Annotated in this window: 9 protein-coding genes; 7 read left to right on the plus strand and 2 right to left on the minus strand. The window is 63.7% G+C overall.

The window, feature by feature from the left end; translation table 11 throughout:
- The first annotated feature begins 2 nt into the window (after window positions 1-2).
- Window positions 3-665: a class I SAM-dependent methyltransferase gene (locus G503_RS15140; RefSeq protein ID WP_051191243.1), complete on the plus strand. Its 663-nt coding sequence runs from the start codon at window positions 3-5 to the stop codon at window positions 663-665.
- 616 nt (window positions 666-1,281) lie between these two features.
- Here G503_RS15140 and rd read toward each other — a convergent pair.
- Window positions 1,282-1,446, minus strand: coding sequence for a rubredoxin (gene rd / locus G503_RS16110; RefSeq protein ID WP_084636606.1), 165 nt, complete (start codon window positions 1,444-1,446; stop codon window positions 1,282-1,284).
- 404 nt (window positions 1,447-1,850) lie between these two features.
- Between rd and G503_RS0112025 the strand changes: the two genes are divergently transcribed.
- From G503_RS0112025 to G503_RS15150, 4 genes are all read left to right on the plus strand, one after another.
- Entirely contained in the window at window positions 1,851-3,209 is a 1,359-nt protein-coding gene (locus tag G503_RS0112025; protein WP_028027755.1) for a C45 family autoproteolytic acyltransferase/hydolase, read from the plus strand.
- A 92-nt stretch (window positions 3,210-3,301) separates the two neighbouring features.
- Entirely contained in the window at window positions 3,302-4,648 is a 1,347-nt protein-coding gene (locus G503_RS0112030; protein ID WP_028027756.1) for a C1 family peptidase, read from the plus strand.
- A 126-nt stretch (window positions 4,649-4,774) separates the two neighbouring features.
- Window positions 4,775-7,039 (plus strand): APC family permease, encoded by a 2,265-nt coding sequence (locus G503_RS15145; RefSeq protein ID WP_084636608.1) that lies wholly within the window; start codon window positions 4,775-4,777, stop codon window positions 7,037-7,039.
- A gap of 65 nt (window positions 7,040-7,104) precedes the next feature.
- Entirely contained in the window at window positions 7,105-8,625 is a 1,521-nt protein-coding gene (locus tag G503_RS15150; protein WP_051191245.1) for an APC family permease, read from the plus strand.
- Window positions 8,626-8,934: 309 nt separating this feature from the next.
- On the opposite strand, the gene G503_RS0112045 is transcribed toward G503_RS15150, so the two are convergent.
- Window positions 8,935-10,407: a helix-turn-helix transcriptional regulator gene (locus tag G503_RS0112045; protein ID WP_028027757.1), complete on the minus strand. Its 1,473-nt coding sequence runs from the start codon at window positions 10,405-10,407 to the stop codon at window positions 8,935-8,937.
- 286 nt (window positions 10,408-10,693) lie between these two features.
- Between G503_RS0112045 and G503_RS0112050 the strand changes: the two genes are divergently transcribed.
- Complete coding sequence (locus tag G503_RS0112050; RefSeq protein WP_202095491.1) at window positions 10,694-12,367, plus strand: FAD-dependent oxidoreductase; 1,674 nt, start codon at window positions 10,694-10,696, stop codon at window positions 12,365-12,367.
- The gene (locus tag G503_RS0112055) at window positions 12,367-13,005 is read left to right on the plus strand and encodes a hypothetical protein (protein WP_156892015.1); all 639 of its coding nucleotides are present in this window, start codon (window positions 12,367-12,369) and stop codon (window positions 13,003-13,005) included. Before G503_RS0112050 ends, G503_RS0112055 begins: the two co-directional genes overlap by 1 nt.
- Window positions 13,006-13,161: the final 156 nt, after the last annotated feature.

The raw sequence follows: 13,161 nt of genomic DNA on the forward strand, positions 1-13,161 counted from the left end.
GCGTGGCCGCGCCTGCGTACATCGAACGCCACTACGCCGCCCTCCCTCGGGAGGGCGGTTTTGCCAGCCGCTGCGCCATGGCCTTGGGCGGCGTGGACTGGACGGGGAAGCACGTGCTGGATGTGGGCTGCCGCCGTGGCAAGGGTGCCTACAAGCTGAGCGAGCGCGTAGGTGCCGATGGCCTGGTGGTCGGCGTGGACTGGAGCCCCATGTTTGTAGAAGCGGCGCGGGAGGGGGTTGCCGCGGCTTTGGCGCGCAGCGGGCTGACCGCGAGCAACTTGGAGTTTCGCCAGGGCTACCCCGAGGATTTGGCGGCTGCCGGCATTGCCGACGGCTCCCAGGATGTGGTGTACCTCAACAACGGATTCGCCCACTTCGCCGATCCCGCGCAAGCACTGAGGGAGTGCTTCCGTGCGCTGGCGCCCGGGGGCCTTCTCGTTTTGGAAGTGGTTACGACGACGGCCGACGAGCTCGTCGCCGTAATCTGTCAGCTGACCGCCGCTGGCTTTCCCGACCCTGCCGTCATGGCCTCGGAGCCGCTTCTCGTAGCTGAGGAATCGGTTGCGGGCTTGGCTTCTTCGGCCCCTTCTCAACTCGGCGCTGCGACTTCCGCGGCCGTTCCCGCGAGCGCCGTCCTCCACGCCCGAAAGCCGCAGTGCGCCTAGGACTGCGGCGGGTTATGGGCTGTGGCGCAACGCCCGTCGAAGGGCGTTCTAGTATCGAAGCGAGAAGGAGGGCGCCTGAGGGCTTCCGAAGGCGTGACTGACACTATTTTCGATTTGGTCCATCGCCCGTGACAGCCGAGCGCTCTCTTTTGCAGAAAAATCGACTTATATAGCATTGTGGATGAACGAGAAGGACACTTTCATGCTATATAAGTTCAAAAATCTGCAATTGATCCTCTTCAAATGCTATATAAGTCAAATTAGCTGCATTCCAAGCTTTCGGTCCGTTCTGCACTGCGGCCGCCCGCGTCATATCTCCTCAATCAGCGGGCGTGGGAAAAAAGTGTGCTGAAAATGGCGCTAGATCGCGAAAAGTTGACGAGGGCGTCGTTTCTTTTGCGAGCTGGGGTCGCTGTTCGTTACAGGAAACGCTGTTTTCCCTGGTGATAGCTACTCGACAGAGAGGTATGAAGGCACCCCAGACAAAGTAGCGCCTACTTTTCGTAATTCAGCGCCACTTTCAAGGGCATTTGTCTCGAAAAAGGCCGCGGAAGTTGCGCGACGGGGCTTGCAGCGGGACGCCATACTCAGAAGCTAGCGTCCCGCTGCCGGCGGTCTATTCCTCGTAGAGGGAGAAGTCTGCCTTGCTGACGCCGCAGAGGGGGCAGACCCAGTCCTCGGGGATGTCCTCGAACGCGGTGCCGGGCTCGATGCCGCCGTCCGGATCGCCTACGGCGGGGTCGTAAATGTAGCCGCAGACATCGCAAATGTACTTGTCCATGGGTGCCTCCTTTTCGGGCTCGCGGGATGGCTCGCCGCTCGCCGCCGATGCTTGCAAATGCGAAGTCATAATCCCACGGAACGCCCCGCCGTGCGGCCGCCCTGCCAACCCGAAACCGATTTGTGAAGTGGGGCGTGGGCTTGCGAAACTCAAGGCAAGCAGGGGGAAACTAACCCGTAACGGCGCAGAAACGGAAATCCCAGGTGAAACCTAATCGATCAGCGCCGAGCGCATCATGAGGGCAGCATTTCCCATGAGGAAGCCCACCGCCATCTTCGGTTTCGAACAGGGCTCGCTGCGGCTGGCGCATCTTGGCCGCTGCCACGCGCACCCGCGCCGGCGACTTCCCCATTCGAGAGCGTGATAGCGTTGCGTCCGCGAGACGCGCAGGAAAGGAGCAGGCAATGGTTACCGCCGAGCAGCAAAAGATTATCGACCGCGCCCAGCTGCAACAGGTGAACGGCTGGCAGCACTTGAAGGTGAAGGGCACTCCCTACGAGTGCGGCTTCCAAGAGGGCTACCTGCTCGTTGACGAGTACAAAGACGCCCTGCGCGTCTACCAGTTCATGACCTTGGAGTCCTTCGGCATGACCTACGAGTGGTTTGCCGAACAGGCACTGAAGCTGCACCGGGACATGATTCCCGCTCGCTGGCTGGAAGAGCTGTGCGGTATGGCCGAGGGCCTGACGGCCGCCGGCGTGCCCACCACCACCGACGACATGATCGCCTGGAACGACTGGATGGAGATCACCGGCTACTGGTGGCCCCAGAACGCCGGGAAGGTCATGAGCCGCCCGCTTATGAAGACCCACCGCAAGGAGCACTGCTCCGCCATCGTGGCCACTGGTTCGGCCACCGTGGACGGCAAGCCCTACCTGGGCCACGAGAGCTTCGACGAGTTCTGGAGCGGCCAGTACTTCAACGTGTGCAAGCGCGTGGAGCCCGACGAGGGCTACGCCTTCATCATGCAGGCCTCGGCCCCGTGCATGCTGTCCTCCATGACCGATTTCTATGTGACTGCCGCCGGCCTGAACATCACCGAGACCACCCTGGCCGGCTTCGACCGCTACGACGACGCCGGTATGCCCGAGTGGGTGCGCATCCGCGACGCCGTGCAGTTCTCGGCCACCATCGACCAGTTCGTTGAGCGGCTGAACAGGCAGAACAACGGCGGTTACGCCAACGCCTGGCTCATAGCCGACCACAACACCGGCGAGATCGCCCGCTTCGAGCAGGGCCTGGCCTTCACGAGCTTGGAGCGCACCTTCGACGGCGCCTACTTCGGCTGCAACGCCGTGTTCGACCCGCGCATCCGCAACCTGGAGTGCAAGGACAACGGCTTCAACGACCCGCGCCAGCAGACCGGTGCCCGCCGCCAGCGCTGGATGGAACTGATCGATGCGTACTACGGAAAGATCGATCTGGAGGTCGTGAAGAAGATGCTGGCCGACACCTACGACGTGTATCTCGGCTATAACTGCCCGTCGAGCCGCTGCATCTGCGCCCACTACGACGTGGACCCGCAGTACTACGCCGACGATCCCGATGCCGTGTGGAACATTCCGTTCTACCCGGCCGGCTCCTGCGACGCCAAGGCCGCCGGTCCCGACGACGTGAAGCATATGAAGATGTGGGGCCGCTACGGCCGAGCCGACGGGGTGGAGTTCGTGGCGCGCGACTTCATGGACCAGCATCCGCTGTGGAAGTGGATGGATGGCTACCTGCAGGATCGCCCCACCCAGCCCTGGACCCTGTTCGACTAGGAAACCGGGAACCCGGATGCTGCGCCTCTCCACGGCGCTCGCGTCCTTTCCATATACCGCATCAGCCTATCGAGGATAAAGGAGCATAGATTATGGAAATCTCAAAGGAACAACTTGCGAAGATGGCTCAGGCCTACAAGAAGGCCGAAACCCAGCATGTGGCCCAGCGCGCCGTCACCAAGAACGGCATTTTGGCGTCGGCCGAGAGCGTGGAGGTGCTCGAGTCCATGAGCCCCAAGAACTTCGCGTTCTCCATCGACGTGGACGACCAGGCCGTGGCCAACCAGAAGATGTCCGGCCGCTGCTGGATGTTCGCCTGCCTGAACGTGCTGCGCTTCCACATCGAGAAGGAGCTTGACCTGCCCCGCGGCACCTTCGAGCTCTCCCAGGCCTACCTGGCGTTCTTCAGCAAGCTGGAGCGCGCGGCCTGGTTCATGGAGCATGCGGCGGCCACCGCCGACAAGGCCCTCGACGACCGCGAGGTGGACTGGCTGTTCAGCGCTCCCATGGCCGACGGCGGCGACTGGGACATGGTGTGCGCCCTCGTGAAGAAGTACGGCGTGATGCCCCATTCCGCCATGAGCGAGACCCACTGCACCAATGATACCGCCGAGCTGAACACCGTGCTCTCGCACCTGCTGCGTCAGGATGGCCTGAGGCTGCGCACCCTGGCCCAGGAGGGCAAGGACACCAAGGCGGTTCAAGAGGAGATGCTCACCGAGGTGTACCGCATCCTGGCTGTCTGCTTCGGCGAGCCCCCGGAGAAGTTCGACTTCACCTACAACGACGCCAAGGGTACCTACCACGCCGACTTGGGCCTTACCCCGTTGGAGTTCCTGAAGAAGTACGTGCCCATTGACCTGGACGATTATGTAGGCATCATCAACGTGCCGGGCGAGGCGAACCCCTACGGCCGCCTGTATGCCGTGCAGGACTCCGACCAGATTCCCGAGCGCCGCAACCTGTACCTGAACGTGCCCATGGACGAGCTGAAGGGCTACGTCATCGAGTCGCTCAAGGACGGCGAGCCCGTCTGGTTCGGCTCCGACGTGCTGCAGCACTGCGATCGCGAGGCCGGCGTCATGGACTTCAACCTGTTCGATCTGGAGTCGCTGTTCGGCGTGAAGTTCACCATGGACAAGGCCGAGCGCTTCGCCACCCATGAGAGCCTTCCCACCCACGCCATGACCATCGCCGGCGTGGACATCAAGGACGGCAAGCCCACCAAGTGGAAGATCGAGAACAGCTGGGGCACCGAGAACGGCGGCAAGAAGACCGGCAACAACGGTTACTTCGTGTGCAGCGACGAATGGTTCGACAACTTCGTCTACGAGGTGGCTATCCGCAAGGACCGCCTGAGCCCTGCGCTGCAGAAGGCCCTGGATTCCGACCCGATCATCTGGCCGTTCTGGAACACCTTCAACCCGGTGTCTGCCTAAGGACACCCGCTGGCCGCGCGCCCATCGCGCAGTCGGCTTCGCGGGCACCCAAGCCCGCACACACTATCCGCTGTCCGGCGGATCGGGACGCGACCGTTCCGCCGGACCTTATCGTGAGGGGTAACAATGAGCTCCCAAACCGCATCTCACCCGGCGAAGGCACCGGCGAAGGGCGCAGCGAAGGCCAGCAGTGGAGCCTATATCAGCCTCATGGCACTGGTCATGATGAACGTGACCATCATCGGCAGCGTTGCCAATGACGTCCAGCAGGCTTATTACGGGCTGTCCTCCGTCACGCTCTTTATCATCGGCGCTCTCGTCTTCTTCCTGCCCACCGGCTTGGTGGCCGCAGAGCTGGCCTCCGGCTGGGGCCAGCGCGGCGGCATCTTCCGCTGGGTCGGCGAGGCCTTAGGCCCCGGTCTGGCATTCACCTGCCTGTTGATCCTCTGGTTCCAGACCTCTATCAACTTCGGCATGGGCGTTGCATCCGCATCGGCCACCATCGGCTTCTACACACCCGATTGGGACTGGGCCGTGCAGTTCATGAACCATCCGGAGAACCAGTTCTTCATCATTCTGGCATGGCTGGCCTACTATTGGGGTCTGACTTTCCTGGCCACCAAGGGCGTGAAGGCCTTCGCCCGCCTGACCAAGTACGGCGTCATCATCGGCACGTTCATCCCGCTGGCATTCATCGTCATCTTCACGGTGGTGTGGCTGGCCCAGGGCAACGTGTCCAATGTGACCCCCACGCCCGAAGCGTTCAATCCCTTCGGCGACGGTTTCAGCCTCACCAACCTGGCCCTGGCCGCCGGCGTGTTCTTCAGCTTTGCGGGCATCGACATGAACGCCGCCCACATCAAGCAGCTGAAGAAGCCCCAGAAGGAATTCCCCCTGTCCATCTTCATCGCCATGATCCTGACGCTGATCATCTTCATCGCCGGCACGGTGTGCATTGCCATCGTCACGCCGAAGTCCGACATGAACCTGGTCTACGGCCTGTTCCAGACCTACAAGATTCTCGGCGCCACCTTCAACTGCCCGTGGATTTACGTGGCCTTCGTGTGGGTCGGCCTCGGTGCCTCCATGGCGTCGCTCGTCACCAACATGGCCGGTCCCTCGTTCATGCTCGGCCAGGCTGGCCGTTCCGGCTTCCTGCCGAAGGTGCTGCAGAACTCCAACAAGCATGGCATGCCGAGCCGGCTGATGTACCTGCAGATGACGTTCATGACCCTCATTGCGTTTTTGTGCTTCCTCATTCCGAACATCGAGGGCTTCGTCGTGCTCATCACCCAGGCCATCACCATCCTCTACATGCTGTACTACGTGCTCATGTTCGTCTCGTTCTTGAAGCTGCGTCGCGACCAACCGAACCGCCCGCGCCTGTTCAAGGTGCCCGGTGGCAACGTGGGCGCGTGGCTCGTGGCCGGTCTTGGCCTTCTGGCCTGCTTGTTCGGCATCGTGCTGGCCATCATCCCGCCGGCCCAGGTGGCCGAGGAGGTGGGCAGCCCGGTGACCTATGTGGTGGTTATCGTGGCCATCATCGTTGTCACCTTTGCCATCTGCTTCGGCGTGTACCAGGCCTCCAAGCGCCATAACTGGGTGGACGAGAACAACGTGTTCGCCCCGTTCACCTGGCAGCTCGAGGGCTTGAAGAAGCCCCAGAAGGTGCTGTCCAACGTGCCGTCCGAGCTGATGAGCGAGGGCCAGAACCCCATGGGCATGCCCATTAAGAAGCTGTGGAACCCCAACGAGCAGATCGTGCTGCCCGACGAGTACGTGCACGGCAAGCACCATCCGTCCTCTCCGGCCATTGAGGCCGGCGACGATCCTGCGGCCATGAACCATCCGGTGAAGACCAGCGGCACGTCCATTGGCGCACTGGGCGCCATCCCCATGAGCCAGCCGACGGTGATTTCGAAGAAGGCCGGTATTGGCACGGCCGCCACCGTGGGGCTGAAGAAGGCCCCCGCAGTGCCGACGCCGGTAGAGGGAACCGAGCCGGTGCGGCTGGACGCCGCGGTGCCCGCCGCCCCCGCCGATGAGGTGGCCGCCCAGTCGGTGCCCCGCGACCCGGTGACCGACGCCAAGCGGGCCACCGAGGCCGAGCAGGCTGCCCGTGCGGCGGCGAAGGCCTCCCAAGAGAAGGCCCATGCCTACGAGGTGGAGGCCGAGGCCTTAGAGCAGCAGGTAGAGGCCGATAGCGACCTGGCATCTGCCCGCCGCGAGGTGAAGGAGGCCAAGGCGGCCGCCGACCAGGCCCGACGCGAGGTGGGCCATCCCACAGCCGGTGCCGAGGGCGCGGCGAGTGCGGCTGCGACGGGTGCCGAGGGCGCTGACGCTGCGACCGGCGCTGCCGGCGCGGCCCCGAAGGCGTCCGACCATAAGTAGCCAGCAACGAAACGGGCCGCGCCTCGGGCGCGGGGCGCGGCCCGCCCAGGATAGAGGTGTTCTCCATGAGCAACAACGCAAAGACGACTGCGGGCGCCCCCCCGAAGGCCTCCGCATCGGTCGCGGCCGCCGTAGGCGGCGCAGCATCGGTCAGGGCGGCGGATCCGGGCAAGGCCGCCCGTCTCTCGATGCCTGAGAACAACGGCGAGAAGGTGACGAAGCCGACCGTGGCCACGAAGCAGAAGAACGGCGACCCCTTCAAGCAGACTCTCACGGTAAAGGACATGGTGGTCTGGGGCCTTATCTGCATGGTGCCCATTTCCCCCATGGCCATCTACGGCGGCGTGTTCGCCGATTCCGGCGGTATGCCCACTCTGGCCTTCCTCATCGGTTTTGTGGCCGTGCTGTTCTCGGTGTTCTCCTTCGGCATCATGATCCGGCACTTCCCGTCGTCGGGATCCATCTTCACCTATGTGAGCCACGTGTTCGGCAAGGCCATGGGCTTCATCGCCGGCTGGCTCATGCTGCTGCAGTACCTGGTCAGTCCGGCGCTGGTGTACCTCATCGCCGCTATCGCCATTCATTCCATGGTGCCGAGCATTCCCATCCTGGCCCTGTGCTTTGCCTTCCTCGTAATCGTGGGCGTGGTGTCGGTCATCGGCATGAAGACGGCCATGGTGGTGAACAAGGTGGCGCTTGTGGCTCAGCTGGTCATTCTGGCCCTGTTCGTGGGCTTCGGCGTCGCATTCGTGGTGCAGCATCCCGAGACGGTCAGCTTCTCGCCGGCCAACGTGTTCGACCCCGATAAGTTCGAGCTGGGCGGCACCATGTCGGCCGTGTCTTTGGCCGTGATGTCCTACGTGGGCTTCGGAGCCATTGCCACGCTGACCCAAGAGGCCAAGGATCCCCAGCACGGCCCGTCGCGGGCCATGATGGTGATGGCCATTGTGCTGTGCGTGCTGTACGTGGCCCAGTGCTTCATCGCTACCTGCGTCGACCCGACCGGCGCGGGCTTTGCCGGCGACACCGACAATGCCTTCTATGTGGTGGCCAAGATGGCTGCCGGTCCGTGGCTCATGATCCTGTGCGCCGTGGGCGTGGCCTTGGCCCAGGGCGTGTTCACTGCCATCGCCCAGCAGAATTCCATCGCCTTCGTCATGTTCACCATGGCCAAGGGCGGCTGTCTGCCGAAGTTCATGGCGAAGATGAACAGGCGCACGAATTCCCCGCTCAACGCCGTGTTCTTTATTATCGCCCTGTCCGTGGTGCTGACGCTAATCTTCCATTTCAGCGGCATCAACATGAACACGGTGGCGAAGATCTCAAACTTCGGCGCTCTTTCCACCTACACCATGCTGAACGTGGGCGTCATCGTGTTCTGCTGGTTCCAGCTGAAGCAGCGCAAAGGTGCAAAGGCCCTGTTCATGCACTTGATCTTTCCGGCTCTGGGCGCGCTTGTGTGCTTCGCCATCATGCTCTCGGTCGGCGAGGTGGCCCTCACAGTGGGCGTTGTCTTCATCATCATCGGAATCATCTACTATCTGGTGCTGACGAAAGTGCTCCATCGCGAGATCAACCTCGGGTAGGCCGCGAGCCACGAGGCGTGCCCGGGGTGGTCGGAAGTCGTCCGGCGGCCGGCCATCAGCCGGCGGCGGGCCCGAGGCTGGAGACTGTCCATCAGCCGGCGGCGGGCCCCGACAGTTCTCGCCAACCGCCCCCTCAACGGCCCGACAGTTCGCTGCCGGGCCGTTTCTGCGCGAGGAGGGGCGAGCTTCGGTTATTGTCGAGGAGACACGATTGACCAGCCCCGCCTTCCTTCTTTTGGCTCGAAAAACACGATCATGGTGTACTTTTGCCTGTTCAAACGAAGAAAAATGACAGGCGAGTTTCCGCTCCTATCCCAGGAGTTGGTCGCCGAGGTCGACGAGCTCCTGGCGGCTGTGCACGGCGAGCTTCTTGTAAATGCTCTTGGCGTGGCCGCGCGTGGTGTTTTCCGAGATGAACAGCTTACCGGCGATGGCCGACACGCTGTGCCCCTTCATCAACAGCTCGGCCACCTCGGTTTCGCGCGGAGAAAGCCCCCGCTCTTCCAGATAGGCCTGCACTACTTGGCGGCGTTCGGCCAAGCGTGGCTGCGCTTCCTCGGGCGCGGAGCCGCTGGCCGGCGCGGCTGCGCAGTTATCGCTCGCAGCTTCGGCGGGCGAGACCAGCTCGGCGTCGGTCATCGATGCCGGCGCCTTCCCCTTTCCCCGCGCGACCAGCACTAAAGCTACCGACAGCAGCACGATGCAGAACAGAATGATACTGGCCCAGTGGGCCAGATCGCCCGATAGCACCGGCCCCAGCAGCGCACCGACTTCGCTGCCCACCAGCATCGCCGCCAGCACCGGCCCGATGCACAGGGCGTACAGGGGCGACGAGGGCAGGCCGTTGCGGATAGTGTACACCGCGCAGGTGATGATGAGCAGCAGGTTCACCACCTCGAAGCCGAACATGAGGAAGGCTACGAGCAGGGTGGTGTACTGCTGGCCGAACAGCGACGGCAGCAGAAAACCGATGGTCAGCGCGGGGAAGAGCAGCTGGTAGATGTGCAGAATGTCGAAGCCTTTCGACAGAAACAGCTCCAGAGCCGCCACGAGCAGCGCCGCCGCCGCGAACCCTACGAGTGCGGCCAACGTGTCAACCTCGCCAGCGCCGCCCACGCGCGCGATCAGTTTCTGCGAGAAGGCGAGGATGCTCACACACAGCACGGGACGCCACAGATCGGCCATCGCCGTGCGCAGAGCGGGGCGATCGAGCACGGGCACGGCGTCCATTTCGATTTCGCCGAGGCTCTTCTGCAGGCAAATAAGCGCCACAAAAGGCAGGATGGTGACGGTGACGAACACCATGATCGCCAGGGGCAGCAGCATAACCAGCAGATACAGCCCCACCGACATGGCCGCCGACAGGGGAATGCAGATGAGCGCCCGTTGTTGGCCTTCGGTCACGTAGAACAGTTCCCACAACAGGAAGAACAGGGCGCAGGCGATGCCCATGAGCAGGCCCGCGACGATAGCGAGGGAGGCCGCTCCCTCGCCCAGATGGAATACGAGGAAGTAGAGCAGCGCCGATCCGCTGAGGAGGAAGCAGGCGGCGCCAGCGGCCCAGTGGGGCAACTCGCAGCGGCGCCGGGCGCAGAGAAAGCCGAGAACGCCAACGGCTGCGGGCATCAGCACTTGCTCGGCGAGGGTGTAGCCCTGCCAGAGGGCTCCCAGTTCGCGGCTGGGCTGAAAACCGCTGAGCACCACGAAGGTGACGGTCCAAAAGAAACCGAACCCAAGATGATGAATTCGAAGCCCCTTTAAGAGCTTTCTCGCACGTTCCATGGTCACCTTCCTCCCAGCGAGCATTGTAGCAGCCGCGCGGTGGGGCAGTTGCCTGTCGTTCTAAGAAGTTCTCCGCGGATTGGCGGCTCTGAACTGGCCATTTCTAAAAACAACCCAAAATATGTCCCCCTTAAAGAGGTGATATACCCCCTGCCGCGCGGGAGAACAGCGGTGGAAAATACCCAATTTGGTGGCTTACGGAGCGGTGCAAAAGCGGGCATAGTGGCCCCCGATTCCGCATCGCAGGTGATCGGGATCGTTCGTCATCGAGACTATGGAGGGAACTATGACTGCAAGTATTTCTCGACGCAATCTGCTCAAGGGTGCTGCCTTCAGCGCGGCCGGCGTGGCTGCGCTGGGCATGGCGGGCTGCGCTCCGCAGGCCGAAGGCTCGAAGGGCTCCGACGATCTGGCCGAGACGGGCGAGGGCGCGGGCAAGCACACCTGGGAAGTGAAGCCCGAGCCCATCGCGGCCGACCAGATCAGCCAGACCGTGGACACCGAGGTGCTCATTATCGGCGGCGGCTATTCGGGCACCTGCTGTGCGCTGTCGGCGGCCGAGAACGGCGCGAAGGTCGTGCTCGTGGAGAAGGACGCCGTGCTGAACGGCCACGGCGTGGGCGGCACCGGCGCCATCGCGTCGCGCGCTCTGGACGAGCTAGGGCTGAAGTTCGACAAGTCGCTGGAGATGGAGCGCTGGGTGTCTACCTGCGGCAATCGCTGCCGCGAGTCGTTGGTGGGCAAGTGGTTCCGCGAGTCTGAGCGCTGCATGAACTGGTTCTTGGACATGGCCGAGACCAACGGCGCCCAGTGCATGGTCACGGTGGGCTCCAATTCCACCGTGCATCCTGAGATCGCCTGCTATCACTTCATGTCCGGCGGCCCCATCTTCGAAGAGCACACCATGGCCGACTTCGTTGAGTATATGTTTGAGGCCGAGGCTTTGAAGGCCGGCGCCGAGTTCGTGTACGAGATGCCGGCCGTGCAGCTGGTGCAGGACGAGTCGGGACGCGTCACGGGCGCTATCTGCCAGAGCAAGGACGGCAGCTATGTGCAGTACAACGCGAGCAAGGGCGTCGTGCTGGCTACCGGTGATATCAGCTACAACGACGAGTACATCAACGAGTTCGCGCCCGTGGCCACCCGCGTGTTCACGCGCCTATGCTCCGACCAGGGCAATGTGGGCGATGGTCATAACATGGCCGCCTGGGCCGGTGGCGCCTTCCAGGAGGGCCCCTGGCCGACCATGATGCACCCGCAGGCGGCGGCCACCTTCCACGGCCCCTTCCTGTTCGTGAATCCCGACGGCAAGCGCTTCATGAACGAGGCCACCTGGGTGCAGGGCAAGTGCCTGGGCGTGATGTACAACGGCGGTGCCGACCATGCCTGGTCCATCTTTGATGCTCGCTGGCAGACCGATCTGCTGGGGTCTCTGGAGCATGGCGGCGGCATGTTCTGGGACACCTTCCGCCCCTACGGCTCCGACTACCAGGCGGCGGTGGACGGCCACACCAAGACCGTGGAGAACGGCCTGGCCGAGGTGCCGGACTACTACAAGCGTGCCGACACCCTGGAGGAGCTGGCTGAGATGATCGAGGTGGATCCTGCCGAACTGAAGGCCACGGTGGAGCGCTACAACGCCCTGTGCAAGGCCGGCGAGGACACCGACTTCTACAAGGAGAAGCACTTCCTGTTCCCCATTGAAGAGGGCCCCTTCACGGCCTGTATGGTGGCGCCGGGCCTGCTCGCGGTGACCGGTGGCATCCACATCTCGGATAACTTCGAGGTGCTGAACGCCGACGACGAGCCCATCCCGGGCCTGTACGCCATCGGCAACTGCGCGGGCGACATCTACGCGGTGGACTACCCCATCAACATCCAGGGCAACAGCCACGGTCGCTGCCTCGTGCAGGGCAAGTGCCTCGGCGAGCAGCTGGCCGGCGTCTACCAGGAGATCTAGTGGCGACTCGGGTGGGGGCTGCTGCGGCAGTTGCGGCGCCCCCGGCGGGGTCGCGCGCCGGGGTTGGCGCGGTTGCTGCTGCGGAAGGAGCGTCGGCGGCGGTGTCGATGGAAGGCGGCGCTGTCGGAGCCGAGGGGCTTTCCGCGAAGGCAGCGGCCGAAGAAGCCTTCGCGCGCTTATCGGTGCTGTACGAGCAGCTTCCCTTGTGGGAAGAGCGCGGTGCGCAGCTGTCGCGGGCACGATCGGCCGCTGAAGTGGACGACTTGCACCGGGTTGCGGGCTACCGGGCGGCCGAGCTGCGCGAGGCCGAGGCGCGAGTGGCGCAAGCTCAGGCCGCCGTGGCTGTCGCCGAGGCCGATGGAGCAGATTCTGATCGCTTGGGCGATCTGCGCCTGATGCTGATGGCGGCGGGTACCCAGCGCGGCCTGCGCGTGGGCCCGGCGCAGAATGCCGAGCGAGCTGTCCGCCAGGCCCTGGCCGCGAGTGATTTTGCGACGCTGGAAGAAGTCCAGGAGGCGCTGCTGTCCGCCGATGCCCTGGAGGCGTTGGCCGCCCAGGTGGCGGCCTATCAGCGCGAGTACGCCGAGGCGCTGGCGCTCTGCCAGCGCTTGGAGGCGGACGAGGACGCAGCGGCGTAGACCGCGCCGCCCCTCAGCTCTGGCTGCTTATTTCGCGGGGATGCCCTCCCTCCCTGGCATCCCCCTCCTCTTAACGGCCCGGCAGTGCGTTGCCGGGCCGTTCTCGTGCCCGGTGTTGCGTGCGTCCGATTTGGACGGTCGAGCCCGACGGGCCGG

The sequence above is a fragment of the Adlercreutzia mucosicola DSM 19490 genome, assembly GCF_000422625.1.
GTDB classification, from domain to species: Bacteria; Actinomycetota; Coriobacteriia; order Coriobacteriales; family Eggerthellaceae; genus Adlercreutzia; species Adlercreutzia mucosicola.

Bases quoted from the DNA above. Each gene is read 5' to 3' on its own strand.
- G503_RS0112030 (WP_028027756.1), top strand. From the start codon at position 3,302: ATGGAAATCTCAAAGGAACAACTTGCGAAGATGGCTCAGGCCTACAAG.
- G503_RS15145 (WP_084636608.1), top strand. From the start codon at position 4,775: ATGAGCTCCCAAACCGCATCTCACCCGGCGAAGGCACCGGCGAAGGGC.
- G503_RS0112045 (WP_028027757.1), bottom strand. From the start codon at position 10,407: ATGGAACGTGCGAGAAAGCTCTTAAAGGGGCTTCGAATTCATCATCTT.
- rd (WP_084636606.1), bottom strand. From the start codon at position 1,446: ATGGACAAGTACATTTGCGATGTCTGCGGCTACATTTACGACCCCGCC.
- G503_RS0112050 (WP_202095491.1), top strand. From the start codon at position 10,694: ATGACTGCAAGTATTTCTCGACGCAATCTGCTCAAGGGTGCTGCCTTC.
- G503_RS0112025 (WP_028027755.1), top strand. From the start codon at position 1,851: ATGGTTACCGCCGAGCAGCAAAAGATTATCGACCGCGCCCAGCTGCAA.
- G503_RS15150 (WP_051191245.1), top strand. From the start codon at position 7,105: ATGAGCAACAACGCAAAGACGACTGCGGGCGCCCCCCCGAAGGCCTCC.